This is a genomic window from Janibacter massiliensis, from assembly GCF_900289115.1.
GTDB classification, from domain to species: Bacteria; Actinomycetota; Actinomycetes; order Actinomycetales; family Dermatophilaceae; genus Janibacter_A; species Janibacter_A massiliensis.
In genome coordinates this window covers 1-26,333 of the sequence record NZ_LT985196.1, presented here as the reverse complement: position 1 = coordinate 26,333, position 26,333 = coordinate 1, and the positions used below count along the sequence as shown (strand labels likewise).

Here is a 26,333-nt window from a genome sequence, read left to right as displayed (position 1 = left end):
GTGACCGTCTACCTCGACCACGCCGCGACGACCCCGGTCCTGCCGCACGTCGTCGAGGCGATCGCCGAGACGATGCGGGCGGTCGGCAACCCCTCGTCGCTGCACACGAGCGGCCGGGCGGCGCGGGCCGTGGTCGAGGACGCCCGCGAGCGCATCGCGGCGTGCCTGGGGTCGCGGCCGAGCGAGATCGTCCTCACCTCGGGCGGGACGGAGTCGGACAACATCGCCGTCAAGGGCACGGTGTGGGCGGCGAGCGCGCAGGACCCCGCGCGCCGTCGGATCGTCGCGAGCGGCGTCGAGCACCACGCCGTCCTCGACCCGGTGACCGCCCTCGTCGAGGCGGGCGACGCCGAGGTCACCTGGGTCGAGCCGGGCCCGTGCGGGCTCGTCGCGGCGCAGGACGTCCTCGCGGCCGTCGACGAGGACCCGGGATCGGTCGCGCTCGTCACGGTCATGTGGGCCAACAACGAGGTCGGCACGGTGCAGGACGTCGCCACCATCGCGGCCGGCTGCCGGGAGCGCGGTGTCCGCTTCCACACCGACGCCGTCCAGGCGGTCGCGCACCTGCCCGTCGACCTCGGGGCCGCCGGCGTCGACCTCGCGGCGGTGAGCGCCCACAAGCTCGGCGGGCCGGTCGGGGTCGGGGCGCTCCACGTCGCCCGCGACCTGCGGCCGATGCCGTTGTCGCACGGTGGGGGCCAGGAGCGGGACATCCGCAGCGGGACGCTCGACGCGGCCGGTGCGGTCGGCCTGGCGCTCGCGCTCGAGCACGCGGTCGAGCACCGGGCGGCCGAGTCGGCGCGGCTGGCGGCGCTGCGCGACCGGGTCCTCTCAGGGGCCCTCGCGCTCGACCTCGGGATCGAGGTCACCGGCTGCTGGGAGCCGGGGGACACGACGACCCGCCTGGCGAACAACGCCCACCTGCTCGTGCCGGGGTGCTCGGGCGACTCCCTCCTCTACCTGCTCGACGCGCAGGGGATCGAGGTCTCGACGGGATCGGCCTGCCAGGCGGGGGTGCCCCGCCCCAGCCACGTCGTCCTCGCGATGGGCTACGACCCGGAGGTCGCGCGTGGTTCGCTGCGGATCTCCCTGGGATCGACCTCGACCGAGGACGACGTCGAACGCTTCCTCGCGGCGCTGCCCGAGGTCGTCGAGCGCGCGCGCCGGGCAGGGGGGGCGGCATGAGGGTGGTCGCCGCGATGAGCGGCGGGGTGGACTCGGCCGTCGCGGCAGCGCGGGTGCGGGACGCCGGGCACGACGTCGTCGGGGTCCACCTCGCGCTCTCGCAGTCCGCGGCGACCCTGCGCGAGAGCGCCCGCGGGTGCTGCACGCTCGAGGACGCCGGTGACGCCCGGCGGGTCGCCGACCGGCTCGGGATCCCGTTCTACGTGTGGGACCTCGCCGACCGCTTCCGAGAGGACGTCGTCGAGGACTTCGTCGCGGAGTACGCCGCAGGGCGCACCCCCAACCCGTGCCTGCGGTGCAACGAGCGGATCAAGTTCGCCGCGCTGCTCGACAAGGCCGTCGCGCTCGGGTTCGACGCCGTCGCGACGGGCCACTACGCGCAGGTCGTCGACGGCCCGGGAGGGCGGGAGCTGCACCGCGCGGTCGACCCGGCCAAGGACCAGTCGTACGTCCTCGGGGTGCTCGACGCCGACCAGCTCGCGCGGTCGATCTTCCCGCTCGGCGGCTCCACGAAGGAGCAGGTCCGGGCGGAGGCGGCGCAGCGCGGGTTCGCCGTCGCGCGCAAGCCCGACAGCCATGACATCTGCTTCATCCCCGACGGGGACACCCGCGGGTTCCTCGCCGACCGGCTCGGGGAGGCGCCCGGCCCGGTCGTCGACGCGCACACCGGGGCCGTCGTCGGCGAGCACCGCGGCACCCACGGGTTCACGGTCGGCCAGCGGCGGGGCCTCGGCGTGCCCCGCGCGGCGCAGGACGGCCGGCCCCGGTACGTCACCGCGACCGACCCGGTCACCCGGACGGTGACGATCGGGACGGCGGACCTGCTCGGGATCGACACGATCACGGCCGAGCGCGCCCGCTGGTGCGGGGTCGCGCCGGTCGGCGACCAGGCGTACGGCGCACAGCTGCGTGCCCACGGCGAGGAGGTCCCCGCGCGGGTCCGGGTGACCGGGGACGGCGTCGAGGTGGTGCTCGAGCAGCGGGTGCGCGGCGTGGCGCCCGGGCAGAGCGTCGTCCTCTACGACGGGAGCCGGGTCGTCGGGTCCGCGACGATCGCGCGCACGGGCACCGCTGCGCGATGATGGCCGGATGCCGGACCCCACCGCGAACGCCGTGACCGAACCTGCTGCTCTCGGGCGGCTGACCCGCAAGCCCGCGCGTGGCGAGGCCTCCCGTGCGGAGCTCGACGCGCTCCTCGACGAGGTGCTCGTCGGCACGCTGTCGACCGTCGTCGACGGCTGGCCGTGGGCCGTCCCGCTGCTGCTCGCCCGGGACGGCGACCGCATCCTCCTGCACGGCTCGTCCGGGGCGGGAGCGCTGCGCCACGTCGCCGCCGGCGCCCCGGCGTGCCTCACGGTGACGAGCATCGACGGGATCGTCGTCGCCGCCTCGACCTTCGACTCGAGCGCGAACTACCGCAGCGCCGTCGTCCGCGGGCGGCTCGAGGAGCTGCGGGGCGAGGAGGCGTGGACGGCACTGGCCCGACTGTCGGACCGGATCATCCCCGCGCGGACGGGCGAGGTGCGGGACATGACGGCCAAGGAGGTCGGAGCGACCGTCGCGCTCGCGCTGCCGATCGAGGACGGTGGCTGGCTCCTCAAGACCCGCACGGGCGGGGTCGGGACGGAGCCGGTTCAGGGCGTGTGGCAGGGCGTGGTGCCGCTGCGCACGGTCGCGGGCGACCCGGTGTCCGAGCCCGGCACGGACGCGCCCGTCCCGGCGTCGGTCGACGCGCTGCGCCGCCGGTACCGGTGACCGGCACGGAGATCCCCGGGCGCGTCACGGGGATGGGCAGCTGGCCGGGCACGAGCGCCCGCGAGGCCGTGCGCGCCGTCCGTGACCTGCTCGGCGACGGCGTGCCGCACGTCCCCGAGCTGCCCGCGCGCGGCCCCGGGGCCGACATGGTCGGGCGCACCGCGGGTCTCCTCGTCGACCTCCATGTCGAGCTCCAGCCCTCGGGCTGGCGTCTGGCCGACCGGCCCGGGCGCGACCTCGCCCGAGCGGCGGCCTTCCTCCGGGAGGACCTCGACGAGGTGGCCGAGGCGTTCGACGGGTGGGACGGGCCGCTCAAGGTGCAGGTCTGCGGTCCGTGGACGTCGGCCGCGGCGATCGAGCGGCCCCGGGCCGACCGTCTCCTCTCGGACGCCGGCGCGTGCCGTGACCTCGCGGCCTCGCTCGCCGAGGGCGTCGCCGGACACGTGGCCCGGGTACGCGCCCTCGTCCCCGGCGCACGGCTCGTCGTCCAGGTCGACGAGCCCGGGCTCCCCGCGGTGCTCGCGGGGCGGCTGCCGACGCGTTCCGGTCGGGGCCGGCTGCGGGCGGTCGACCTGCCCGAGGCCGTCGCCGGGCTCGAGGTGGTCGTGACCGGTGCCCGCCGTGCCGGGGCGGAGCACGTGTGGTTGCACTGCTGCGACCCGCAGGTCCCGGTGCGCGGCCTGGCGTCGCTGCGTCTGGACGCGCTCGCGCTCGACACGACCGGGCTCCCGCCGGCGGCGTGGGAGGGCGTGGCCGCGGCGCTCGAGTCCGGGACCGCGCTCGTGGCCGGGGCCGTCCCCGCCCCGGTGGGTGCGGGCGCCCGCGTCGACGTCGATGCGGCGTGGCGCGCCCTGCGCCAGGCATGGCGACGGGTCGGGCTGCCGACCGCGGCGCTCGCCGACGTCGTCGTCAGCCCCGCGTGCGGGCTGGCCGGCAGCGACCTCGCCGGGGCTGCCGCCGCCCTGCGCGCAGCGGCGACGATCGCCGACCGCTGCGCGCAGGAGGGGGGCTGAGACCCGGCCCCGAGGCTCAGCCCTGCGGGGCGCGCACCTCGCGGCGGAGGATCTTGCCCGTCGGGCCCTTCGGCAGCTCGTCGACGATCCACACGTGGCGCGGGTACTTGTACGCCGCGAGCCGCTCCTTGACGAACTGCTGCAGCTCCTCGGGCGTGGCGCTCGTCTCCTCCTTGAGGCCGACGGCGGCGCCGATCTCCTCGCCCATGAGCTCGTCGGGCACGGAGACGACGGCGACCTCGCGCACGGCCGGGTGGGTGTAGAGGCACTCCTCGACCTCGCGGGGGTACACGTTCATCCCGCCGCGGATGATCATGTCCTTCTTGCGATCGACGATCGTGTAGTACCCCTCGTCGTCGACGGTCGCGAGGTCACCGGTGCGGAACCATCCGTCGGGGATGGCGGCCTTCGTCTCCTCCGGCTTGTTCCAGTACCCCTTCATGACGTTGTCACCGCGGATGACGATCTCCCCGACTCCCTCGCCCGGCCCGACGACGGCCCCCGAGTCGTCGAGCAGCCGCATCTCGCAACCGGGGATCGTGCGACCGATCGTGCCGGGCTTCGTCGGACCGTCGGGCATGTTGAACGAGGCCACCGGGCTCGTCTCCGACAAGCCGTAGCCCTCGAAGATCCGGCAGGAGAACTTCTCCTCGAAGGCGGACATCACCTCGACCGGCATCGCCGACCCGCCGGAGACGCACGCGCGCAGCGAGCTGGTGTCGGTGGAGTCGGCACGCTTGGCGTGGAGCATCGCCGCGTACATCGTCGGCACGCCCTGGAAGATCGTCACCCGGTCGCGCTCGACGACCTCGAGGGCCTTCTCGGGGTCGAACCGCGGCACGAGGGTGAGCGTCGCCCCGGAGGTGGTCGCCGCGATGAGGCCGCAGGTGAGGCCGAAGACGTGGAACAGCGGGAGGCAGCCCATGATGACGTCGTCGGGCGTCATCTCCATGATGACCTCGGCGCTGCGCTGCGCGTTGAGCCGAATGTTGTCGTGGGTGAGCTGCGCGCCCTTCGGCTTCCCGGTGGTGCCCGAGGTGTAGAGGATGACGGCGGTCTCGTCGCCGGCCACGTCCTCCGGGGTGGCGATCGGCTCACCGGCCGGGAGCGCGTCCGCTGCCGGTCCGACGGGCCCGGACACGATGACCGTCGTCCCCGTCGCGGCGCCGGCGGCCTGCGCGGCCGGGGCGAAGTCCTGCCAGACGAAGGCGAACGACGCGCCCGAGTCGGAGAAGAAGTACTCGAGCTCGGCCTCCTTGAGCAGGGGGTTGAGCGGGACGACGACGCCACCGGCCAGCAGGGTCCCGTAGAAAAGGACGGGGTAGGCCGGGACGTTCGGCAGGATCAGCGCCACCCGGTCGCCGGGCGCGAGGCCGGCGGCCCGGAGGGCACCAGCGACGCGGGCGGCGAGACCGTGGAGCTCGGACCACGTGAGGGTGGCGTCGTCGAGGACGATCGCTCTGCGATCCCCGTGCGTCGAGGCGCTGCGGACGACGCTCTGCGCGAGGCTGGACATGGTCGACTCCTTTGTCGAGGGACATGTGGTGGCACCATCGTGACGCACACCACGTCCGCCCGCACCTACCGGGGCTCGATGTCGGACCGGTGGGGGAGGATGACGCCGTGATCGAGGACCCTCCCACCGCGCAGACGCCGGCCGCCCCGACCGACGAGGTGACCACCTCGGCGCGCCACCGCTGGGAGGAGTTGGCCGAGCAGGTGCGCGCCCACCAGTTCGCCTACCACGTCAAGGACGCGCCGACGATCAGCGACGGCGAGTACGACAGCCTCGTGCGCGAGCTCACCGCGCTCGAGGAGGAGCACCCCGCGCTGCGCACGCCCGACAGCCCGACGCAGGCCGTCGGTGCCGCCGCGTTCTCCACCGATTTCCAGGCCGTCGACCACCTCGAGCGGATGCTCAGCCTCGACAACGTCTTCTCGCCGGACGAGCTCGCCGAGTGGCTGGGCAAGGCCGCCCGCGACGCGCACACCGACGTGCACTGGCTGTGCGAGCTGAAGATCGACGGCCTGGCCATCAACCTGCTCTACGAGGACGGCCGGCTCACCCGCGCGCTTACCCGCGGGGACGGCCGCACGGGCGAGGACGTCACCCACAACGTCCGCACGATCGAGGGCATCCCGACGACGCTCACCGGCAGCGCGGAGCACCCCGTGCCCCGGCTCGTCGAGGTCCGCGGGGAGATCTTCTTCCCGGTCGAGGCCTTCGCCGACCTCAACGCCTCGCTCGTCGAGGCAGGCAAGGACCCGTTCGCCAACCCGCGCAACGCGGCCGCGGGCTCCCTGCGTCAGAAGGACCCGCGGGTCACGGCCAATCGTCCGCTGCGGATGCTCGTCCACGGCCTCGGCCGCCGCGAGGGTCTCGACCTCGCGCGCCAGTCCGAGGGCTACGACCTGCTCGCCGGCTGGGGCCTGCCGGTGTCGAGCCACTATCGGGTGCTCGAGTCGGCCGAGGAGGTGCAGGCCTTCGTCGCCGCGGTGGGGGAGGACCGGCACGGTGTCGAGCACGAGATCGACGGGGTCGTCGTGAAGATCGACGAGCTCGCCGTCCAGCGCCGGCTCGGCTCCACCTCGCGCGCACCTCGCTGGGCCATCGCCTACAAGTTCCCGCCCGAGGAGGTGACGACGAAGCTGCTCGACATCCGGGTCAACGTCGGGCGCACGGGTCGGGTCACGCCGTTCGGGTACATGGAGCCGGTCGTCGTCGCCGGCTCGACCGTCTCCCTCGCCACCCTGCACAACGCCCACGAGGTCGTCCGCAAGGGCGTGCTCATCGGCGACACCGTCGTCCTGCGCAAGGCCGGCGACGTCATCCCCGAGATCCTCGGGCCGGTCGTCGACCTGCGCGACGGCAGCGAGCGGGAGTTCGTCATGCCGTCGGAGTGCCCCGCGTGCGGCACGCCCCTGGCCCCCCAGAAGGAGGGTGACAAGGACATCCGCTGCCCGAACGCCCGCTCCTGCCCCAGCCAGCTGCGCGAGCGCGTCTTCGGCCTGGCGGGGCGCGGCGCCCTCGACATCGAGGCACTGGGTTGGGAGGGCGCGATCGCGCTGCTCGAGGCCGGGGTGATCGAGGACGAGTCGACCCTCTTCGACCTCACCGCCGCGGACCTCGCCCGCGTGCCGCTCTACACCCGGGCGGCGAAGAAGACCGACCCCGAGGACGAGGTCGTCGACGGCCGGGTCCTGTCGGCGAACGGCCGCCGCCTCGTCGAGAACCTCGAGAAGGCGAAGGACCAGCCGCTGTGGCGGGTCCTCGTGGCCCTGTCGATCCGGCACGTCGGCCCGACGGCCGCGCGGGCCCTCGCGCAGTCGATGGGATCGATGGCGGCCATCCGCACGGCGAGCGTCGAGCAGCTCGCCGCCGTCGAGGGCGTCGGGCCGACGATCGCCGCGTCCGTCCGCGACTGGTTCGACGGGGCGGACGCCGACTGGCACGGCGCGATCGTCGACCGGTGGGCCGCGGCCGGGGTCCGGATGGAGGACGAGCGGGACGAGACCCTTCCCCGGACGCTCGAGGGCGTTACCGTCGTCGTCACCGGCTCGCTCGAGGGGTTCTCCCGCGACGAGGCGAAGGAGGCGATCCTCGCCCGTGGCGGCAAGGCGTCGGGCTCGGTGAGCAAGAAGACGGACTGGGTCGTCGTCGGCGAGAACGCCGGGACCAAGGAGGACAAGGCCCGCGAGCTCGGGCGCCCGATCCTCACCGAGGAGCAGTTCGTCGAGCTCCTCGAGACGGGCACGGTCGAGGCCTTCGCCGCCTCCGACGACACAGGCGACGGCGACGACGGCACGGACCCCGGCACCGGTCCCGACGCGGTGAAGGCCCCCGAGAAGCAGGAGTCCTGATGGCCACCGGGTACCCCGCATCCGACTCGAGGTACGGCTCGCCCGAGGTGGTGTGGTCGGCGCGGCGCTACCGCACGGCCGGACAGCCCCGACCCACCGTCCACGAGGGGGAGGCTGGCGTCGCCCTCCCGCTCCGGCGCCCGCCGTGGTGGATGCTGCCGGTCACCGCCCTCCTGGCCCTGGGGGCTCGGGGCCTCCGTCGTCCTCGGCGCAGGGCGGCTCGCGCGGGGAGACGTGGAGAGCATCCCGAAGGCGGTTCTCGGGCTCGTGGTCATCACGGCCATCACCGGGGTGTTCACGCTCGGGACGGTCGCCCTCTGGCGGCTGCGGCGCGTGCCCGGAGAGGTCGTCGCCACCCCGACCCGGGTCGTCACCGCGCGGCGGCAGGAGCTGGCGTGGGAGGACGTCGGGTCGATCTCCGCCCTGCAGACCCGGCGCCAGGGCAACCTGCGCTCGGTCGAGCTCGCCATCGCGGTCGCGAACGGGCGGCAGGCGACGATCTTCGAGGCTGCCCGACTCGACGTCGACCCGCGGCGGGCCCTCACGGGGCTACGGGCGTTGCACCTCGATCCCGCGCTGCGGGCCTCCCTCGGGTCGGGTGACACCTCCCACCTGCTCGGCTGATCGCGCCGGGTCCGGCCCGCCCGGACATGCGACAGGGCGTCGTTCCCATCGGCGGGAACGACGCCCTGTCGCCTGGACGGCGGGTCAGCCGAGCGCGTTGATCGCGGCGTCGTAGTCCGGCTCGGTGGAGATGTCGTCGACGAGCTGGGCGTGCACGACCTCGCCGTTCTCGTCGAGCACGACGACGGCGCGGGCGAGAAGACCGGCCATCGGGCCGTCCTGCAGCGTCACGCCGTAGTCCTCGCCGAAGGAGGAACGGAAGGCCGAGCCGGCCTTCACGGCGTCGATGCCCTCGACCGCGCAGAAGCGCGCGTGCGCGAACGGCAGGTCCTGGCTCACGTTGACGACGGTGGTGTTCTCGAGCCCGGCGGCCTTCTCGTTGAACGTGCGCACGCTCTGCGCGCAGACGCCGGTGTCGACGCTCGGGAAGATGTTGAGGACGACGCGGCCGGGGAGGTCGGCGGAGGTGAGGGGGGAGAGGCCCTCGCCGACGAGCTCGAAGGCCGGGGCCTTGGAGCCGACGGTCGGGAGCTCGCCGGAGGTCTGGACGGGGGTGCCCTTGAGCGCGGTGGTTGCCATGGGTCCAGCCAACAGGGTGCGGCGCGCCCTTGTCACCCCGGGTCACCTCGCGCGGTGGAAGGCTGCTCCGCGACCGACGGGATCGACCGGGCGACGGCCGAGCGGTACGTCGACACCGCGCCGCCGGTGACAACGCCGCCATGGAGAGCTTCTTCGCCCTCCTCCAGAAGAACGGCCTGGACCGGCATGCCTGGACCACCCGCGATGAGCTTCGCATCGCGATCGTGACCTGGATCGAGCCGCAATTGCCCGGAGGCGAACGCCTGGTTTCATGGCACCACGGTGCTCCGCTGGTACCCACACTCCACGTGAACCGCACGGACATGCCGCCGAGCGCGCGTCACGGTGTCAGAGCGTAGCCAACTGAGAGACACGCCCTAGCCCTGGCTGCACTGCCCAGCTGGTCCTCGCGCACACTCCCCGAGGACCGCGACGGGATCGCTGACGGACCTGGCCGTCGACGGTGCCATCGCGCAACAGGCGACGTTCGGCTGCGCGCGGGTCAGCGGGCGAGCGGCCCGGCCGGGACGACCCGCTCGGCGTGACCCATCGCCCTGAGCCGCTGCCGCAGGCGCTGCGCGGCGGCGTCGAGCTCCTCGGCGGGCACGTCGGTCTTCGTCGCGTGCGGGTCGAAGTCCTCCGGCGAGAACGCCGGCCAGGTGTGCACGTGCAAGTGGTCGACGAGGAAGCCCTCGAGCAGCAGCCCCACCCGCGGGCACTCCCACTCGGCCTGCTGCGCGAGCGCGATGGTCCGCGCCACCGACGTCAGGTGCGCCCACGTCTGCTCGGACGCGTCGGTCCACTGCTCGATCTCCTCGCGCGGGACGACCATGCAGTGCCCGTCGGTGATCGGCTCGATGGTGAGGAAGGCGACGCACACGTCGTCGGCCCACACGAAACGGCCGGGGATCTCCCCGGCGATGATCTTGGAGAAGACGGTCGCCATGCCCGCGAGCCTAGGGACGAAGGCCGCGCCCGTCGACCGCGCCGGTAGCGTCGACCTCGTGCCCCAGGTCACGGCCGAGATCCACGTGCCGCTCCCGCCCGATCTCGCCTTCGCCGTCTCCCAGACGACGGGCGAGGTCCGGTTGCGGTGGGACCCCTTCATCCGCCGCCAGTACTTCCTCGACGGGGCCACCCGGGCGGCCAAGGGGGTGCGGACCAAGACCCACGCCCGCGTCGGGCCGACGATGATCAGCCGGTATGTCTCCTACCGGCCGCCGAGCAACGTCGGCATGACGATGGAGTCGGGGCCGTGGTTCTTCGACACCTTCGGCGGGGGTTGGCGTTTCACGCCCGACGGGGAGGGCGCCAAGGCGTCGTGGAAGTACACCTACACCGTCCGGCCGCGGTTCCTCCGGCCGATCGCGGAGCCGATCGGGCAGTGGCTCCTGGGCCGCGAGATCCGGGCGCGGATCGCCGCCTTCGCCAAGGGGTGCGCTGACGAGGTGGTGCTCGCCGAGGCGCGGCGCCTGCTCGCCGAGCAGCCCTCCCTAGACTGACCCGCATGTCAGATCTCACCCGGGCGGACGTCGCGCACCTCGCGTCCCTCGCCCGCATCGACCTGTCCGACGCCGAGCTGGACTCGCTCGCCGGCGAGCTCACCGTCATCCTCGACTCCGTCGCCCAGGTCCAGCGCGCGGACCTGGCCGGGGCGGAGCCGATGAGCCACCCGATGCCGCTGGTCAACGTCACCCGCCCCGACGTCGTGCGCCCCTCGCTCGACGTCGCGGACGCCCTTGCCGGCGCGCCCGCGAGCGACCTCGACCGCTTCTCCGTGCCCCGCATCCTGGACGAGGACTGACCCCGTGACCGACCTGACCCGCCTGACCGCCGCCGAGCTGTCCGCGCGCCTGCGCGCCGGGGACGTCTCCGCCGTCGAGGTGACGCAGGCCCACCTGGACCGGACCGCGGCCGTCGACGAGCTCGTCCACGCCTACCTCCACGTCGCGGGGGAGTCCGCACTGGCCACCGCGCGCGAGGTCGACGAGCGTCGCGCCAAGGGTGAGGACCTGCACGTCCTCGCCGGGGTGCCGATCGCCGTCAAGGACGTCATGGCGACCAGGGGCCTGCCGACGACCGCCGGCAGCCGGATGCTCGAGGGCTGGGTGCCGCCCTACGACGCGACCTGCGTGCGCCACCTCAAGGACGCCGGGATGCCGATCCTCGGCAAGGTGAACATGGACGAGTTCGCCATGGGCTCGTCCACCGAGCACTCCGCGTACGGCGCGACGCACAACCCGTGGGACCTGACCCGCATCCCCGGCGGCTCCGGCGGCGGTTCCTCGGCCGCGCTCGCCTCCTTCCAGGCGCCGCTGGCCACCGGCACCGACACCGGGGGCTCGATCCGCCAGCCCGCCGCCGTCACCGCCACCGTCGGGGTGAAGCCGACCTACGGCGGGGTCTCCCGCTACGGGCTCATCGCCCTCGCGTCCTCCCTCGACCAGGGCGGCCCGTGCGCGCGCACCGTCCTCGACACCGCGCTCCTGCACGAGGTCATGGGCGGTCACGACCCGCTCGACTCGACGTCCATCGACGCCCCCGTGCCGCCGGTCGTCGAGGCCGCCCGCCGGGGTGACGTCCGGGGGATGAAGGTCGGCCTGATCACGGAGCTCACCGGCGAGGGCTTCCAGCCCGGCGTCCGGGCGCGCTTCGAGGAGGCGGTCGAGCTCCTCACGCAGGCCGGTGCCGAGGTCGTCGAGGTCTCCTGCCCCAGCTTCGAGCACGCGCTCGCCGCGTACTACCTCATCCTGCCGAGCGAGGCGAGCAGCAACCTCGCCCGCTTCGACGCGATGCGCTACGGCCTGCGGGTCGCGCCGCAGGGGATCGACGCCCCGAGCGCCGAGCAGGTGATGGCCGCCAGCCGCGACGCCGGCTTCGGCGACGAGGTCAAGCGCCGCATCATCATCGGCACCTACGCCCTGTCGTCCGGCTACTACGACGCGTACTACGGCTCGGCGCAGAAGGTCCGGCGGCTCATCGCGAACGACTTCCAGACCGCCTTCGAGCACGTCGACGTCCTGCTCAGCCCCACGGCGCCGACGACGGCCTTCCCTCTCGGCGACAAGCTCGACGACCCGATGGCGATGTACCTCAACGACATCGCGACGATCCCGGCGAACCTCGCGGGCATCCCCGGGATGTCCCTGCCGAGCGGTCTGGCCGACGAGGACGGACTGCCCGCGGGCATCCAGATCCTCGCGCCCGCGATGAAGGACGAGCGCCTGTACACCGTCGGGGCCGCCCTCGAGCGGGCCCTGACCGACCGCTGGGGCGGCCCCCTCCTCGACCGCGCCCCCGAGCTGACCGCCCACGGAGGCTGACGATGAGCACGACCACGACCGACGCCGTCCTCGGGTACGACGAGGCGCTCGCCTCCTACGACCCCGTCATGGGGCTCGAGGTGCACGTCGAGCTCGGCACCGCGACGAAGATGTTCTGCGGCTGCGCGACGACCTTCGGCGCCGAGCCGAACACCCAGGTCTGTCCCGTCTGCCTCGGGCTGCCCGGCGCGCTGCCCGTCGTCAACGAGGTCGCCGTCGAGTCGGCGATCCGGATCGGGCTCGCGCTGCACTGCGACATCGCCTCGTGGTGCCGGTTCGCGCGGAAGAACTACTTCTACCCGGACATGCCGAAGAACTTCCAGACGAGCCAGTACGACGAGCCGATCGCCTTCGACGGCTACCTCGACGTCGAGCTCGAGGACGGCACGACCTACCGGGTCGAGATCGAGCGCGCCCACATGGAGGAGGACACCGGCAAGTCGCTCCACGTCGGCGGCTCGACCGGCCGGATCCACGGGGCGGAGTACTCGCTCGTCGACTACAACCGCGCGGGCATCCCGCTCATCGAGATCGTCACGAAGCCGCTCGTCGGGGCCGGGGAGCGGGCGCCGGAGGTCGCGAAGGCGTACGTCGGTGCACTGCGCGAGCTGCTCCGGGCCCTGGGGGTCTCGGACGTGAAGATGGAGCAGGGCTCGATGCGCTGCGACGCGAACGTCTCGCTCCGCCCGAAGGCCGGCGACCCGACCGACCCGCGCAACGCAGAGCAGCTCGCCGTCCCGTTCGGCACCCGGACCGAGACGAAGAACGTCAACAGCCTCCGCTCCGTCGAGCGCGCGGTCCGGTACGAGATCTGCCGCCACGCCGCGGTGCTGTCCTCCGGGGGGTCGATCCTCCAGGAGACGCGGCACTGGCACGAGGACACCGGGGTGACGACGAGCGGGCGCGAGAAGTCCGACGCCGAGGACTACCGGTACTTCCCCGAGCCCGATCTCGTCCCCGTCGCCCCGAGCGCGGAGCGGGTCGAGGAGCTCCGCGGCACCCTCCCCGAGGACCCGGCCGTCCGTCGGCGCCGGGTCCAGGCCGAGCACGGCTGGTCCGACCTCGAGATGCGCGACGTCCTCAACGCCGGTGCGCTCGACCTCATCGAGGAGACGATCGCCGCCGGCGGCACCGCCGCGGGGGCGAAGAAGTGGTGGCTCGGCGAGGTCGCCCGGCGGGCGAACGAGGCGAACCAGCCCCTGACGGAGTACGCCACGCAGGTCGGCGTCACACCCGGTGCGATCGCCGAGCTCGAGGGTCTCGTCTCGAGCGGGCGGCTCAACGACAAGATGGCCCGCGAGGTCATGGGCGGCGTGCTCGACGGCGAGGGCACCCCGACGCAGGTCGCCGACGCCCGCGGGCTCGAGCTCGTCGAGGACGACGACGCCCTCCAGGCGGCGATCACCACCGTCATCGAGCGCAACCCCGACATCGCCGAGAAGATCCGCGGCGGCAAGGTGCAGGCGGCCGGAGCCCTCATCGGTCAGGTGATGAAGGAGATGAAGGGACAGGCGGACGCCGGGAAGGCCCGCTCCCTCATCCTCGCCGCGCTGGGCGTCGAGGGCTGAGCGTGGGCGTCGTCGCCTCGCTCCCGGACCGGGCCTGGCTCGAGGCGGTCGGGGACGTCGACGGGGTGACGACGGTGGTGTGGGACCTCGAGGCGCCCGCGCCCACCCAGGACATCGATCTCGTCGTCCTGCCGTACATGGACGCGAGCCGGACGGCGCCCGCCGTGGCGACGGTCTCGGCGCGCTGGGTCCAGCTGCTGTCCGCCGGGTACGAGAACGTCGCCCGCGTGCTCCCGGAGGGGCCGGGGCTCTGCAACGCCGCCGGGGTCCATGACGCGGCGACCGCCGAGCTCGCCGTCGGCCTGGCCATCGCCGCCCTGCGCGGCTTCGACGAGCACACCCGGGCTCAGGACCGCGGCGAGTGGCTCCCGCGCACGTTCCGGCCGGGTCTGGCCGACCGGCGGGTCCTTCTCGTCGGCTACGGCTCGATCGGGCGGAGCATCGCCCGGCGCCTCGCGCCCTTCGAGGTGACGCTCACCGCTGTCGCCTCCCGCCGCCGGGGTGGGGACGAGCTCGTCGACGTCGTCCACGGGATCGACGAGCTGACGGTCCTGCTGCCCGAGCACGACGTCGTCGTCCTCGTCGTCCCGGGCGGGGACGAGACGGCCGGTCTGATGGACGCCGACGCGCTCGCCCTGCTGCCCGACGGCGCGCTCGTCGTCAACGTCGCGCGGGGGACCGTCCTCGACACCGAGGCGGTCCTGAGTCACGCCGCCCGGCTGCGTTTCGCGCTCGACGTCACCGATCCCGAGCCGCTGCCCGCGGACCACCCCCTGTGGTCCGCGCCCGGAGTCATCGTCAGCCCCCACGTCGGCGGGGTCACCGAGGCCTTCCGCCCCCGCGCGGTCGCGATGATCCGTTCCCAGCTCGCGCGACTGGCCGCCGGCGGGGAGCCGGAGCACCTCGTGCGGCGGCCGGGCTGACCGACCGCCGCACGAGGGTCCGGTCAGCGGCGGCCGCCGCCGAGCAGCCCGCCGAGGACGTCCGTGACGATCGACCCGGCGTTCAGCCCGCCCGGCTGCGGTGCCGGGGTGGACTGCCCGCCGCCGAGGGCGCCGCTGAGCACCTGGGTGAGGGCGTCCTGGACCGCCGGGCTGCTCCCGAGCCCGCCGGGCAGCGCCCCGCCGGCCTTCGCGGTCACCTGCTTGACAAGCCACGCCATGACGATCGGCGCGATGATCGGGATGATCTTCTGCACCAGTGCGTTGCCACCGCCGAGACCACCGAGCTGCTGGGCGACCTGCGCCTGCTGGTCGCCGAAGATGTGACCGGCGATCCGCTCGCCGTCGGCCGGGTCGACCGCGGACAGATCGGCCTGCTCGAAGACCGACGCGTCGTGGTCGCCCAGAGCGGCCGCGATGGAGGCTGCGCCAGCCGGGTCCTGAGCGTTGGCCTCGAGACCACCGACGAGGGCGGGCACGGCAGCCGCTGCGGCCTGCCGGGTCTCCTCGGGGGTCGCGCCGACCCGTGCGGCGATCTGGTCGATGGGCAGGGCAGCGAGGATCTCCTCGATCTGCGACACGGGCGTCTCCTTCGTCGGACCGGGCTCGGGGCCGCGGTCGGGGCTGGTCAGGCCCCACCCAACCACGAGATCGGGGCGGCGGGGCGCGCAGCATTGCCACGGGGCCGGGTCGGGGGGAAAGTGGGGTCATGACGACGAGCGCCGAGGACCGAACGCTGCTCCTCCTCCGCCACGGCGAGGCGGTGGCCGACCCGATGATGCGCGACCGGGACCGCCCCCTCACCGACCGCGGGCGCGCTCAGGCGCGCGCCGTCGGCACGTGGCTGCGCGAGCACGGGCTCGGCTGCGACCTCGTCCTGTGCTCGACGACGCTCCGTACCCGTCAGACGTGCGAGGCGATCGCCGCCGCGGGGGAGTGCGAGGCCGAGGTCCGGCACGACGACCGGATCCCGGGGGCAGACGCGCACGGCCTGCTCGACGTCATCAGGGACGCGGACGAGTCCGCGCAGGTGGTCCTCGTCATCGGGCACAACCCGACACTCCCGTCGACGGTGAGCATGCTCGCCGACGGCGCGGGTGCCGAGGACGCCCACGAGGCGCTCACCCGCGGCTGTCCACCGGCGACGCTCGCCGTCCTCGAGTACCGCGGGCCGTGGTCGGTGCTGGGGTTCGGCGAAGCCGAGCTCACCCGGGTCGTGCGTGCCGACGACCTGCTCTGACCGCAGCCTCGGCCCGGGCCGTACAGGGAGGTCGTCTCAGCGGGTCATCGCCCGCGCACGGCGGCTGACGAGGGCCACGTAGTCGTCCGAGTGGTTGTACGAGAACACCGCGTCGGTCCACCCCGAGTCCGTCGACAGGTCCCGTCCGTCGGCGCACAGGTAGCGCGCCGTCGCGAGCGCGGCGTCGTCGATGTCGTTCGGGTCGGCCCGCCCGTCACCGTCCCCGTCGGCACCCCACGTCCGCCACGTCGAGGGGATGAACTGCATCGGACCGACGGCGTGGTCCCAGTCGTCGTCCCCGTGGAAGAACTCGGAGTCGGCGCTCGCCGGAATGGCCTCGGTGCCGTTCGTCCCGTCGAGCGCGGGCCCGACGATCCGCGGCCACGGCCGGCCGTCGGCGCGCAGCCGGGCGCCGTCGTGACGGCCGTGGTCCGACTCGACGGACCCGATCCCAGCGATCGTCGGCCAGCCGACGTGGCAGCCGGGTTGCTCCCGGGAGACGACGATCGACGCCCGTCCGTACGCGCGTGCGGCCGGTCGTGGCATCCCCGTCGCGTGAGCCGTCCGGGCGACCCACGCGGGGTCCGGCTCCACGCTGGTCCCCGCCGTCGTCGCGCGGACCGGCGTTCCAGAGGGGGCACGGGAGACGACGACCCGCGCACCCTCCGGAGGTGTGCCGACGACACCGCTGCCGGTGACGGTCCCGTCGCGGTCGAGCGCGACGGCGGCCGTGGACAGCGCCAGGAGCGGGCCGACGACGAAGGCCGCCGTCAGCGCCGTCGTCCGTCCGGTGCCAGCCACGCCCACGGGATCAGCCGAAGCGTCCGTTGACGTAGTCGTAGGTGCGCGGGTCCTGCGGGTTGTCGAACATGGACGTCGTGTCCCCGTGCTCGACGATGACGCCGGGCGTCCCCTGGGCCGCGAGGAAGAACGCGCACCTGTCCGAGACGCGGGCGGCCTGCTGCATGTTGTGCGTGACGATGACGATCGTCACCTCCTGCGCCAGCTCGAGCATCGTCTCCTCGATGACGCGCGTCGAGGTGGGGTCGAGCGCGGAGCAGGGCTCGTCCATGAGGAGGACGCGGGGCTTGATCGCGAGCGAGCGGGCGATGCACAGCCGCTGCTGCTGACCACCGGAGAGGCCACCGCCGGGGGCGTCGAGGCGGTCACGGACCTCCGTCCACAGACCTGCGCGGGTCAGGCACTGCTCGACGAGGTCGTTCTTCGTCGCCCGCGACGCCTTCGTACCGGTGAGCTTGAGCCCGGCGAGGACGTTGTCCTTGATCGACATCGCCGGGAACGGGTTCGGCTTCTGGAACACCATGCCGATCTGACGGCGCGCGTCGATGAGCTTCTTCTGCGGGGCGTAGATGTCCTCCCCGTCGAGGAGGACCTCACCGGCGAGCTGGGCCGAGGGGACGAGCTCGTGCATCCGGTTGAGGATCCGGAGGAAGGTGGACTTGCCGCAGCCGGACGGGCCGATGAGGGCGGTGATCTCGCCGGCGTGCATGGTCAGGCTGACCCGGTCGAGGACCTTGCGCGAGCCGAACCACGCGGACACGTCGCGGCCCTCGAGGGTGGCGAGCCCGGTGCCGTCGACGACCCGGCGACGGCTGGCGGTATCCGGCTCGGAGACGGGCGGGAGGGTCGTTGTCGTCTCGGGCCCGGCCGGGGCAAGCACCGTCGTCTCGGGCTCCGCGCTGTGGTGGGGGACGTACTCGTGGCTCACGGTGGTCCTGTCGTGCGTGGTGATGTGTGGGGGAGGAGCGGGGGACACACCGTCGGGGTGGGCCGCCGCCCGGCGACCCACCCCGACGTCGTGGAACGTCAGCTGACGGTAATCGTGACCTTCTTGTACGACGAGAGGGTCTTGAAGTCACCGTAGTACTTGAAGGTGACCGTCTTCTTGCCCGCCGACATCTTCGGGAGCGTCAGGGTGACGCGACCGTACTTGTCGAGCATGCCGCCCGTGAGCTTCTTCGTGCCCAGGAGCGCGTTGACCTGACCGGTCGGCTTGACGAAGGCCGTGTCGGTCCGCTTGACGGTGACGACGTACCGGCCGGCGGTCGTGCGCGTGATCGTGAAGTCGCCCTTGACGCTCGTCGCGGACGAGCCGCGGACGACCGTCTTGGCCTCGGCCGACGTCGACCCGGTGTACGGCGCACCGTCGGCCGGGACGTACTTCGCGACGATCTTGTGCGTGCCGACGCGCTGCGCGGTGGCCTTGTACACGGCCTTGCCCGAGACGGGGACGACCGTCTTGACGAGGACGCCGCCGTCCCAGAACTGGACGGTGCCGCGCGGGGCCGTGCCGTCCGACGCCGTGACCGTGGCGGTGGCCGTGTAGCCGAACGCGACCTTCTGGACCGTGGCGACCGCGAGCGTGGACGTCGTCGTGGCGACCTGCTGGTCGTTGGTCGTGAAGTTCGACGTCGCACCCTGGGTGGCCTCACCGCAGACGCCGCCGTTCGCGACGCTGGCGAGCTGCTCGAGACCGCCGAGCGCGATGAGCTCCTTGGCCTGCGGCGAGCAGAGGAAGCCGTCCGTGCCGAAGATCTTGACCATGCGCGAGTTCGTGCGGTCCGCCGAGCGGACGACGTTGTAGACGGCGCGCTTGGCCTCCCAGCCCGACTCGAGCTTGACGGCCGTGCCGGCGAGCTTCGCGCGACCGACCGAGAACGGCGCGACGGCGTTCGGGTTGTTCTGGATGTCGGCCGGGTCGTGCTCCTGGGTCTCCTTGACCGTCGGCGCGAGGGTGACGGCCGTACCGTTGTTCGCGGCCTTGAGCTGGCCCTCGAAGAACGACCGGGTGCCCGAGCCGGACTGCGGGATGAGCGGGACGATCGCGCCGTCCTTGCCACCCAGCTGGCTCCAGTTGGTGTAGGTGCCGTTGTAGATCTTGACGATCTGGTCCGCGGTGAGCGTCGCCGGGGCGTTCGAGGCGACGGTGCCGGAGACGGCCATCTGGAGGCGGTCGAGGGCGAACGGGAAGGCGTAGAGGCCGGCGGCCGCCTCCGCGGAGTTCAGCGCGGAGGACGAGCGGGCGTAGTCGATGGCCGTGTTGTTGCCCGAGCCGTAGAGGAGGTTCTTGCCGGCGCCCGAGCCGTTGGGGCGGGCGATCTCGGTCGCACCCGCACGCGGGACGATCGTCGGGGAGACGTCGCCGACGACCGCGTCCCAGGAGACGAGGCGCTCCTTGGCGCCGGAGGCCTCGTTGTAGCCGGGGATGCCGTTCTTGCCGTCGGCGACGTTGTCCATCGCGAGCATGGTCGTGTCGGAGCCGACACCGACGACGTCGTCGGTGTCCGGCGTGAAGGCCGGGTCGGCCTGGGCGGGGGCGGCGGCGAAGAAGGCCGCGCCGGCGAGGGTGAGGGCAAGGCCGGCGGAGATCTTGTGACGAGACATCCCAATGCTTTCTGTGACGTGGAAGGTGGCATATCGCCAGTGCCACTGTCCGCCCGCTGCGGGGCCGTAGGGCAACGACAGGGTGAACGCACGGTGCCGCGCAGTCGACCGTTCCGCATCGGTCTCGACACGGCGACGGGGCCGCACCGCGATCGCGTGGTGCTGCCCCGCCGACGGGCTCACATGAGGTTCGGCAGGAGGCGCATGAGTGTGTCGGTGCTCGCCCAGGCGAGCGCGATACCGACGGGAGCGGCGAGGATCCACACCATCGACCGGCTGAACCGGTTCCATGCCCACGTCGTCACGCAGACGAGCAGCAGGAGAGCGGTGAGGCACAGCGCCATGAGGGGCCAGGCCGAGTTGTCCCGGGCCATCGCCTTCTCCGCGTCGGGGACGGCGGGGAGCCGACCGGCGGGAGCGGCGAACGCCTTGCCCTTCATCGTCGCGTCGACGTAGACGGCCTGGTCGGGGGACGCCCAGGCCAGCGGCCCGTGGCCCTCGCCCGTGGCGAGGACGAGCCGCGCCTGCCCGACCTCGACCGGCGGGGGGAGCGGGTCGCCGGGGCGGCGCACGCCGTCCACGACGAAGGTCGCCTCGCCGACGGACGTGGTCGCGATGATCTCGTCACCCTTCTTCAGGTCGGTGATGTCGTCGAAGGGCGCCCCGTAGGTCATCGACCGGCCGTAGACGAGGGAGACACCCGCCTGGCCGGGCAGCGGGCTGTCGCGCCGGTGGCCCGGTCCGCCGAGCAGGTCGCCGGACGCGGTCCCCTCCGAGACCACCTCCTGGAGGTTGATCGCCGGGATCGACAGGAGCGCGACCGGGTGCCCCGGCTCGATCACCCCGCCCGTCGGGCTCGTGGCCCCGGCGAGCTCTCCTCGGATCTGCTGGTACTTCGCGTCCTGCGCGCGCTCGTGGCTGAAGGCGCCGAAGAGGAACAGCTGGAGCACGAGCCAGAAGAGGATGACCGACAGCGTGAAGCTCGCCCCGATGATCGCGGAGAGGGCACCGGCCTCCTTCGGTGCGGTCGAGGACAGGTCCACCGGCGGCCCGGCGGGCGCCGGACGTCCCTGCGCGGCGGCCTCGTGGGCCGCGACGGCGGCGTCGTGGTCGGTGCTCGGTGTCTCGGGATCGAGCACCGGCGGGGGAGGGGGGAGCGTCATGCCGTCCTCCCGCCGGAGCCGCCCGAGCGGATGAGCTGGAGGAGGCCCGCGCCGCCAGCGAGGAGCGGAGCCGCCAGCAGGAGCACCGGGACGAGGACCTTCGCCAGCCACGAGGCGATCTCCGCGGTGGTGCCCAGCGGGGTCGCCGGCGAGGAGACGGGGGCGGTGTTCTTCGCGGCGGTCGCGTCCTTGGCCGAGCTGGTGGCCGTCGAGTCGTCGGCCGCCTTCGCGTCTCCGCCGCCGCTGCCGCCACCCGTGTCGCCCGTGGCGCCGGAGCCCGAACCGCCGCCGTCGCCGGATCCGCCTGCTCCACCGGGACCACCGGAGCCCGAACCGCCGCCGCCGTCGTCACCACCGGAGCCCGAGCCGCCGTCGCCGCCGGAGCTCGTCGGCTCCTTCTGGGCACGGATGGCGGCTGCGGTGCTCTGGGCACCCGCCCACAGCCGTGCGGTCGCGCCGGTCTTGCGGATCGGGACGTAGCCCTCGGCGAGCTGACCGTTGCCCGGCCCGGGTCGCTGGCCCTCGGTCGTGGCGATCTCGATGAAGTCGGCGACGACGTCCGCGTCGGTCTCGGGCAGGCCCGTCAGCTTGGCCGCGGTGTCGACGACCATCGCACCCGGGTACGCCTTGCCGTCCTTGACGACGTCGCGCTGGGACCAGGTGAAGGCGCCGTGCTCGCTCGTGCGGCGCGCGAGGCCCGCCGTGCGGGTGATCGATGCGTCCGTCGGTGCGACGAACGTTCCCTTCTTCGTCTCGAGCGCCGCGACACGCAGACCGAACCGCTCGGCGTCACCGAGGGTCACGAGTCCGAGCACGAACCGGCTGCCGACGCCCTGTCGCTCGATCCGGCCGAACTTCGCCGGGTCGGACTGGGTCGCCGGGACGCACGTCGTCGCCGTGAACGGCCACGCGTCGAGAACGGCCTCGGCGACCTTCCGCAGGCTCGTCACCGGGGCCGCCAGCAGGTTGAAGTACGGGGAGTCGAGCGACTTGCGGCACTCGTCCTCGTACGTCGGTTTGTACGTGTCGAGCAGGTCCCACTCGTCGGTCGGGAGGGAGTAGTCCTTGTACGTGGGGTTGACCTTCATCCCCCAGGGGTCGGCCTTGCCCGCGATGAAGTCGCTCGCCGCCTTGTCCTGGGCGATGTACTCCGTGAGCGAGCGGACGGAGTCGGAGGACTCGGACAGGAACGCGAGGGAGGCGCCCGCCTCGAAGCCGTCCGCCCGCTGGCCGGGGTTGAGCTCGCGGAACTCGGGGTCCTGGTTGATCGACTGCGGGTTGTTCGCCATGCCGGGGTGCTCCTGGCCGGCCTTGGACCCGGCGTACGACTGGGTGAGGAGCTTGGCGATGAGGCGGGGCGTCAGGCGGAGGTTCGTGAACTCGCCCGCATTCTTGGGCTTGTCGATGATGTACCCGATGCCGTACCCGGTGAGGGCGGTCGGGGCGTACCCGATCGGGTCGGCCGACTCGTGCTCCGCCGCGACGAAGGCCGCACTGCCACCGCCGGACCGCATGAGGTTGAAGCCGGTCGCGTCCGACATCCGGTTGTGCTGGAAGTTGAAGCGGTTCTTGTTGAGGCAGTACGCGGGCGCCCACTGCAGGCTCGCCTGGCTGAGCAGCTCGGTGCCGTAGAAGCCGACCGGCGGCCGGGAGTCGAGGATCGAGCAGGCGTCCGGCGGGTACCCGAAGGAGATCGGCACGCTGAACCGGTTGCGCCAGTTGGAGGCCGACCACCAGTAGCGCGGCCCGACGGCCTCGTCGACGCCGTCACCCGTGTAGTTGCTCTCGCCCTCGAGGAACCGTCCCGTCCGCTGACAGAGGCTGTTGGCGTTGCAGTACGTCGCGTCGTACCTCGTGCTGATGCCCTCGATCGGGATGACGACGATCGAGCACGCGACCTTCTCGGAGCAGCCGAGCGACTCGTTCTCCGTCTCGCTGCGCACCTCGAACTGGACGTCCCCGCGGCCCTCCTTGTCGGTGTAGGCCGCGATCTCCGCCGGGGGGAAGGCCGCGTCGACCGCGGCCTCGGGAGCCATGGACTCCGCCGAGCACGACTTGTGCACCTTCTTGTTCGCCGCGACGAACGGGGTGACGTGGATCGAGTCGGTCTCGGCCGGGGCCTGGCACGCCGGTTTCGTCGCGAAGTCCGAGAGCGGCAGCCCGGAGACCGGCTCGGTGTCGGCCTTGTCCGCGAAGGCGTCCCAGCGCCACAGCGCGGTGCGCGGCGAGGGCTCGAGCGAGCTGGTGCGCTGCGCCTGGGTCGAGGTCCAGCACGTCTCGGGACGGAGCTTCTCCTGTCCCGGCTTCGGGTTCTCGACGCCGCGGCACTGAAGGATGACGACCGGGTACTCCTGCGCCATGCCCCCGCCGCCGTACGGGTTGACCGCACGGCCCTGGCTCGGCTTGGCGCCCGACCACGTGATCCGGACGCGCTCCCGCCCGCGAAGCTGGGTCGTCTTGGCGACCTTCACGGTGACCGTGTGGCTCAGCGCGTCGAGCGTCGTGCCGTCGGGCTGCTCGAAGGTGCGGGTGAGGGTCTTCGTCTTCGACCACGGCTTCGGTGCTGCGGTCGGGACGGCGACCGACGGGGCGGAGGCCGTGCTGCCGGTGGCGGCAGCAGGAGTGCCCGCGGGCGAGACGGCGAGCGCGGGCGCCACCCCGAGCGCGACGAGCGCGCCGGCGCCGAGCGCCCCGAGCGTGCTGCGGAATCGCGTCGTCATCCCTGGCCTCCCTGGTCGGCACGGCGCTTCATGATCGCCGGACCGACGGCCGGCACGAGGACGATCCCGAGCAGCGCGAGGACCGCGAGGATCGAGAAGATCGTCTGGTCGTTCTGGCGGCCGTTGATGAGCTCGATCGGGACGCCGAACACGGTGCCGTCGCCCTCGTCGACGCCAGCCGCGACGGGCTGGCCGGTCTCCGGGTCGACCGTCGTCCCCGCCCCTGCGGCCTTCGCGTCCTTGCCGCCGGTCCCGGCCGAACCGCCGGCGTCGCCTCCACCGGTGCCAGCACCGCCGTCGCCGCCAGCGCTGCCGCCAGCACCACCGCCGGTGCTACCGCCGCCGCCAGCGCCACCACTGCCGCCGCCAGCGCCACCGCCGCCGCCCGCACCGCCTGCGGACCCGCCGGCATCCTTCGAGGAGGCCTTGTTCTCACCCGTCCCGCCACCGCACGGGCCCTGACCGACCTTGTCGCACGAGGGGGGCATCGGCGCCAGCTTCGCCAGCTTGTTGGCGTTCGGGTTCTTGCCGTCGAACGTCGGGTTGTTGCACGAGCGGACGTCGCGGTTGTTGAGGTTGACGCCCGAGTCCGCCGCCTTGAGCTTCTTCACCTGGTCGAACCCCGCGGACACGAGGTTGAGCGTCAGCGGGGAGTACCCGTACGGCCCGGCCTTCGTCTGCCCGGCGCAGAGGGAGTAGAAGAGGAAGTCCGCGAGGGTCTGTCGCTTGGCCGTCGTCATGCGGCGGTCCTGGGCGTTCTTGCCCGTGGGAAGCAGGAGGTACGAGTACGACGAGAGCGGGTACGCGCGGGCGTCGGGTGCCCGGTAGACGCCGTCGAGGATCTGCGTGAGGTACTTGTCCGAGCCCTTGTTCTGGTTGATCTTGGCGTACTGGAGGGCCACGGCGACGTTGTACGTCGTCGGCTCGACGTAGTAGCCCTTCGCGTTGAGCACCTTGACGACCGGGTACTGCTTGTTCACCGGGTAGGAGTACTCGACATAGCCGATCGTCCCGTTGCCGTCGGCCGAGGAGATCGTGTTCATCACCTGGTCGGAGCCGGAGACCTTGCTGAACGCGTTGTCGTTCCTCGTCGGGTAGTACGAGGTGAGGCCGGCCTTGCCGAACCACGGGCGCCAGATCCCGGCGTGCATCGTGTCGAGGTACGTCGTGAACTGTGCCGTCGTTCCCGAGCCGTCGGACCGGACGACCGGGCGGACGGGGATCTTCGGGAACTTGCGGCCGTTGTTGTCCTTGCTGATCGCCGGGTCGTCCCACGACGTGATCTTGCGGGTGAAGATCTTCGCGATGGTCGCTCCCGACAGCCGGAGGTTGCGCACCTGCTGGTTGCCGATCTTCAGCTGGTAGGTGAACGCGGTACCACCGGCGACGATCGGGAGGTAGGCGAACTCGCGGCCGTTGGAGGTGTCGGCCTTCCCGTACTCGTCCTTGCCCTGGTAGGGGATCTCCGAGATGCCGAAGTCGGTGACGTAGTTCGCGAACGACCGGCGGCCCTGGGAGGAACCACCGCCGGAGTAGGTGACCTTCATGCCGCGGGCGTCGACGTCGGCGATCCACTGCTGGACGATGTTCTCCGACCACGTCGAGCCGTTGCCCTCGATCTGGGCGTACTTCTCGGCGCGGGCCGGGGGTGCCCCGGCGAGCGAGCTCGCGGCGAGGACGGCGAGGGTGAAGAGGACGGACAGGTAACGCATCACGGCGGTGCTCCGGGTCGGTGCGGCGGGGGTCGGGTGTGTCCGGGACGGGGGCGTGGTCATCGGCCGGCCTTCCTGGGGCGGGCGAGCCAGCGGGCGACGACGAAGAGGACGAGAACGAGCGCCAGCAGGGCGGAGGCCGCTCCGAACCCTCGGACCTCAAGCCCGGGCTCGCCGGACCGGACGGCCGAGAAGACGTAGAGCGGCAGGGAGTTCATCACTCCCGACGTCGGGTCGGTAACGAAGAACGGGGCCGTGCCGGAGGTCAGCAGGACGGGCGAGGTCTCCCCGATGCCGCGGGCGATGCCGAGGATGAGGGCGGTCGCCAGGCCCGGTCGGGCCGTCGGGAGGACGACGTGCCAGACCGTCTTCCATCGGGAGGCCCCGAGCGCCAGGCTCGCCTCACGCAGGCTTCCCGGCACGACCCGCAGGACGACGTCGGCCGCCCGGGCGATGATCGGGAGCATCATCACGGCGATCGCCAGGGCGCCCGCCAGGCCGGACTTGGGCACGCCGAGCATGAGGACGACCGTCGTGTAGATGAACAGTCCGGCGACGATCGACGGCAGGGCCGTCATCGCCTCGACGACGGTGCGGACGACGCGGGCGAAGCGTCCGCCGACCTCGGTCATGTACACGGCCGTCCCGATGCCCAGGGGGAGGGTGATCGCGATGGCGATGGCGATCTCGATGAGGGTGCCGAGGATCGCATGGGCGAATCCACCTCGGTCGAGCGGGTCGGCGGGGCCGACCCCGGACATGTCCTTGTAGAACATGTTCGGGTGCCCCAGGGCGCTCCAGCCTCGGTAGAAGGTGTATCCGACGGCCGACAGCAGCGCGAGGAACACGACGAGCGCCCCGGTGTGGACGATCACCGACATCACGCGGTCGGCGAGCTCGGGCACACCACCGCGCTCCAGGCCGACCACGGCGGTGATCACGACGGTGAACAGGATCCCGAGGACGAACCACGGGAGCAGGCGCCCCCACGGCATGACGCGGTAGCAGACCATCCAGGCGAGGGCGAAGCCCGCGACGACCGTCCCCCACCGCACGAAGTGCTCCTCGGCGGTGACGAGCCCGAGCTTGCGTCGCGGCGGGTGGGTGTCTCTTTTAAACATCTGACGCCGCCCGCGAAAAGAGAGGGGTGGGAGTCCGGGGGGGCGGGGCACTTTAAAAACAAAAAAACAATCACTGAGACGCGTCTAGAATCACATATCAATGAGTAGACACACACTGTATCG

The 26,333-nt window shown here is 72.6% G+C and carries 23 protein-coding genes and 1 pseudogene; 13 read left to right on the top strand and 11 right to left on the bottom strand.

Annotated features, from left to right (window positions below; translation table 11 throughout):
• From DAA34_RS00120 to DAA34_RS00105, 4 genes are read left to right on the top strand one after another with little or no spacing between them, the layout of a single operon-like run.
• A complete protein-coding gene (locus DAA34_RS00120) occupies positions 1-1,185 on the top strand; it encodes a cysteine desulfurase family protein (protein WP_106817085.1) in 1,185 nt (394 codons plus the stop codon).
• Complete coding sequence (gene mnmA, locus DAA34_RS00115) at positions 1,182-2,267, top strand: tRNA 2-thiouridine(34) synthase MnmA (protein WP_106817084.1); 1,086 nt, start codon at positions 1,182-1,184, stop codon at positions 2,265-2,267. The genes DAA34_RS00120 and mnmA overlap by 4 nt, the downstream gene beginning before the upstream one ends.
• A 7-nt stretch (positions 2,268-2,274) precedes the next feature.
• Positions 2,275-2,940 carry a pyridoxamine 5'-phosphate oxidase family protein gene (locus DAA34_RS00110; protein WP_106817083.1) on the top strand — a complete coding sequence of 222 codons (666 nt, stop codon included), beginning with the start codon at positions 2,275-2,277 and terminating at the stop codon, positions 2,938-2,940.
• Positions 2,937-3,953: a uroporphyrinogen decarboxylase/cobalamine-independent methonine synthase family protein gene (locus DAA34_RS00105; protein WP_234354037.1), complete on the top strand. Its 1,017-nt coding sequence runs from the start codon at positions 2,937-2,939 to the stop codon at positions 3,951-3,953. The genes DAA34_RS00110 and DAA34_RS00105 overlap by 4 nt, the downstream gene beginning before the upstream one ends.
• A gap of 16 nt (positions 3,954-3,969) precedes the next feature.
• On the opposite strand, the gene DAA34_RS00100 is transcribed toward DAA34_RS00105, so the two are convergent.
• Positions 3,970-5,469, bottom strand: coding sequence for a long-chain-fatty-acid--CoA ligase (locus tag DAA34_RS00100; protein WP_106817082.1), 1,500 nt, complete (start codon positions 5,467-5,469; stop codon positions 3,970-3,972).
• Positions 5,470-5,492: 23 nt separating this feature from the next.
• Between DAA34_RS00100 and ligA the strand changes: the two genes are divergently transcribed.
• Both ligA and DAA34_RS00090 read left to right on the top strand, forming a co-directional pair.
• A complete protein-coding gene (ligA, locus tag DAA34_RS00095) occupies positions 5,493-7,814 on the top strand; it encodes an NAD-dependent DNA ligase LigA (protein WP_106817081.1) in 2,322 nt (773 codons plus the stop codon).
• A gap of 234 nt (positions 7,815-8,048) precedes the next feature.
• Positions 8,049-8,438: a hypothetical protein gene (locus DAA34_RS00090; protein WP_106817080.1), complete on the top strand. Its 390-nt coding sequence runs from the start codon at positions 8,049-8,051 to the stop codon at positions 8,436-8,438.
• A gap of 84 nt (positions 8,439-8,522) precedes the next feature.
• On the opposite strand, the gene tpx is transcribed toward DAA34_RS00090, so the two are convergent.
• On the bottom strand, positions 8,523-9,017 hold the full coding sequence (gene tpx / locus DAA34_RS00085; protein ID WP_106817079.1) for a thiol peroxidase: 495 nt from the start codon (positions 9,015-9,017) through the stop codon (positions 8,523-8,525).
• Between the two features lie 116 nt (positions 9,018-9,133).
• Here tpx and DAA34_RS12685 point away from each other — a divergent pair.
• Positions 9,134-9,256 (top strand): annotated as a pseudogene (locus DAA34_RS12685) (IS3 family transposase); the annotation flags it as partial.
• Between the two features lie 263 nt (positions 9,257-9,519).
• Here the strand turns inward: DAA34_RS12685 and DAA34_RS00075 are convergent.
• The gene (locus DAA34_RS00075) at positions 9,520-9,963 is read right to left on the bottom strand and encodes an HIT family protein (protein WP_106817078.1); all 444 of its coding nucleotides are present in this window, start codon (positions 9,961-9,963) and stop codon (positions 9,520-9,522) included.
• A 58-nt stretch (positions 9,964-10,021) separates the two neighbouring features.
• Here DAA34_RS00075 and DAA34_RS00070 point away from each other — a divergent pair, with 58 nt between their 5' ends.
• Genes DAA34_RS00070 through DAA34_RS00050 form a run of 5 tightly spaced genes read left to right on the top strand, consistent with a single transcriptional unit; the run spans position 10,022 to position 14,831 of the window.
• Positions 10,022-10,519: an SRPBCC family protein gene (locus DAA34_RS00070; protein ID WP_106819584.1), complete on the top strand. Its 498-nt coding sequence runs from the start codon at positions 10,022-10,024 to the stop codon at positions 10,517-10,519.
• 5 nt (positions 10,520-10,524) lie between these two features.
• The gene (gene gatC, locus DAA34_RS00065; RefSeq protein WP_106817077.1) at positions 10,525-10,821 is read left to right on the top strand and encodes an Asp-tRNA(Asn)/Glu-tRNA(Gln) amidotransferase subunit GatC; all 297 of its coding nucleotides are present in this window, start codon (positions 10,525-10,527) and stop codon (positions 10,819-10,821) included.
• Positions 10,822-10,825: 4 nt separating this feature from the next.
• Entirely contained in the window at positions 10,826-12,340 is a 1,515-nt protein-coding gene (gene gatA, locus DAA34_RS00060) for an Asp-tRNA(Asn)/Glu-tRNA(Gln) amidotransferase subunit GatA (protein WP_106817076.1), read from the top strand.
• A 2-nt stretch (positions 12,341-12,342) separates the two neighbouring features.
• Positions 12,343-13,908, top strand: a complete 1,566-nt coding sequence (gene gatB, locus DAA34_RS00055; RefSeq protein WP_106817075.1) for an Asp-tRNA(Asn)/Glu-tRNA(Gln) amidotransferase subunit GatB — start codon at positions 12,343-12,345, stop codon at positions 13,906-13,908.
• Positions 13,909-13,910: 2 nt separating this feature from the next.
• The gene (locus DAA34_RS00050) at positions 13,911-14,831 is read left to right on the top strand and encodes a 2-hydroxyacid dehydrogenase (RefSeq protein ID WP_199847378.1); all 921 of its coding nucleotides are present in this window, start codon (positions 13,911-13,913) and stop codon (positions 14,829-14,831) included.
• A 23-nt stretch (positions 14,832-14,854) separates the two neighbouring features.
• Here DAA34_RS00050 and DAA34_RS00045 read toward each other — a convergent pair whose 3' ends face one another.
• Positions 14,855-15,430: a DUF937 domain-containing protein gene (locus DAA34_RS00045; RefSeq protein WP_106817074.1), complete on the bottom strand. Its 576-nt coding sequence runs from the start codon at positions 15,428-15,430 to the stop codon at positions 14,855-14,857.
• Between the two features lie 128 nt (positions 15,431-15,558).
• Between DAA34_RS00045 and DAA34_RS00040 the strand changes: the two genes are divergently transcribed.
• Positions 15,559-16,089 carry a SixA phosphatase family protein gene (locus tag DAA34_RS00040; protein WP_106817073.1) on the top strand — a complete coding sequence of 177 codons (531 nt, stop codon included), beginning with the start codon at positions 15,559-15,561 and terminating at the stop codon, positions 16,087-16,089.
• Positions 16,090-16,125: 36 nt separating this feature from the next.
• Here DAA34_RS00040 and DAA34_RS00035 read toward each other — a convergent pair whose 3' ends face one another.
• From DAA34_RS00035 to pstA, 7 genes are all read right to left on the bottom strand, one after another.
• Complete coding sequence (locus DAA34_RS00035) at positions 16,126-16,890, bottom strand: lytic transglycosylase domain-containing protein (RefSeq protein WP_234354036.1); 765 nt, start codon at positions 16,888-16,890, stop codon at positions 16,126-16,128.
• 10 nt (positions 16,891-16,900) lie between these two features.
• Positions 16,901-17,650, bottom strand: coding sequence for a phosphate ABC transporter ATP-binding protein (locus DAA34_RS00030; protein WP_199847463.1), 750 nt, complete (start codon positions 17,648-17,650; stop codon positions 16,901-16,903).
• Between the two features lie 266 nt (positions 17,651-17,916).
• Positions 17,917-19,494 (bottom strand): Ig-like domain repeat protein, encoded by a 1,578-nt coding sequence (locus tag DAA34_RS00025; protein WP_158707534.1) that lies wholly within the window; start codon positions 19,492-19,494, stop codon positions 17,917-17,919.
• A gap of 179 nt (positions 19,495-19,673) precedes the next feature.
• Complete coding sequence (locus tag DAA34_RS00020; protein WP_106817071.1) at positions 19,674-20,657, bottom strand: sortase; 984 nt, start codon at positions 20,655-20,657, stop codon at positions 19,674-19,676.
• On the bottom strand, positions 20,654-23,377 hold the full coding sequence (locus DAA34_RS00015) for a hypothetical protein (protein WP_106817070.1): 2,724 nt from the start codon (positions 23,375-23,377) through the stop codon (positions 20,654-20,656). The genes DAA34_RS00020 and DAA34_RS00015 overlap by 4 nt, the downstream gene beginning before the upstream one ends.
• Positions 23,374-25,089, bottom strand: a complete 1,716-nt coding sequence (locus DAA34_RS00010; RefSeq protein WP_106817069.1) for a substrate-binding domain-containing protein — start codon at positions 25,087-25,089, stop codon at positions 23,374-23,376. Before DAA34_RS00010 ends, DAA34_RS00015 begins: the two co-directional genes overlap by 4 nt.
• A 59-nt stretch (positions 25,090-25,148) precedes the next feature.
• Entirely contained in the window at positions 25,149-26,210 is a 1,062-nt protein-coding gene (gene pstA / locus DAA34_RS00005) for a phosphate ABC transporter permease PstA (protein ID WP_199847377.1), read from the bottom strand.
• Positions 26,211-26,333: the final 123 nt, after the last annotated feature.

Coding starts and splice junctions, on each gene's coding strand:
- DAA34_RS00100 (WP_106817082.1), bottom strand. CDS start 5,469: ATGTCCAGCCTCGCGCAGAGCGTCGTCCGCAGCGCCTCGACGCACGGG.
- gatB (WP_106817075.1), top strand. CDS start 12,343: ATGAGCACGACCACGACCGACGCCGTCCTCGGGTACGACGAGGCGCTC.
- DAA34_RS00040 (WP_106817073.1), top strand. CDS start 15,559: ATGACGACGAGCGCCGAGGACCGAACGCTGCTCCTCCTCCGCCACGGC.
- ligA (WP_106817081.1), top strand. CDS start 5,493: ATGTGGTGGCACCATCGTGACGCACACCACGTCCGCCCGCACCTACCG.
- mnmA (WP_106817084.1), top strand. CDS start 1,182: ATGAGGGTGGTCGCCGCGATGAGCGGCGGGGTGGACTCGGCCGTCGCG.
- DAA34_RS00110 (WP_106817083.1), top strand. CDS start 2,275: ATGCCGGACCCCACCGCGAACGCCGTGACCGAACCTGCTGCTCTCGGG.
- DAA34_RS00010 (WP_106817069.1), bottom strand. CDS start 25,089: ATGCGTTACCTGTCCGTCCTCTTCACCCTCGCCGTCCTCGCCGCGAGC.
- DAA34_RS00015 (WP_106817070.1), bottom strand. CDS start 23,377: ATGACGACGCGATTCCGCAGCACGCTCGGGGCGCTCGGCGCCGGCGCG.
- pstA (WP_199847377.1), bottom strand. CDS start 26,210: ATGTTTAAAAGAGACACCCACCCGCCGCGACGCAAGCTCGGGCTCGTC.
- DAA34_RS00025 (WP_158707534.1), bottom strand. CDS start 19,494: ATGTCTCGTCACAAGATCTCCGCCGGCCTTGCCCTCACCCTCGCCGGC.
- tpx (WP_106817079.1), bottom strand. CDS start 9,017: ATGGCAACCACCGCGCTCAAGGGCACCCCCGTCCAGACCTCCGGCGAG.
- DAA34_RS00020 (WP_106817071.1), bottom strand. CDS start 20,657: ATGACGCTCCCCCCTCCCCCGCCGGTGCTCGATCCCGAGACACCGAGC.
- gatC (WP_106817077.1), top strand. CDS start 10,525: ATGTCAGATCTCACCCGGGCGGACGTCGCGCACCTCGCGTCCCTCGCC.
- DAA34_RS00075 (WP_106817078.1), bottom strand. CDS start 9,963: ATGGCGACCGTCTTCTCCAAGATCATCGCCGGGGAGATCCCCGGCCGT.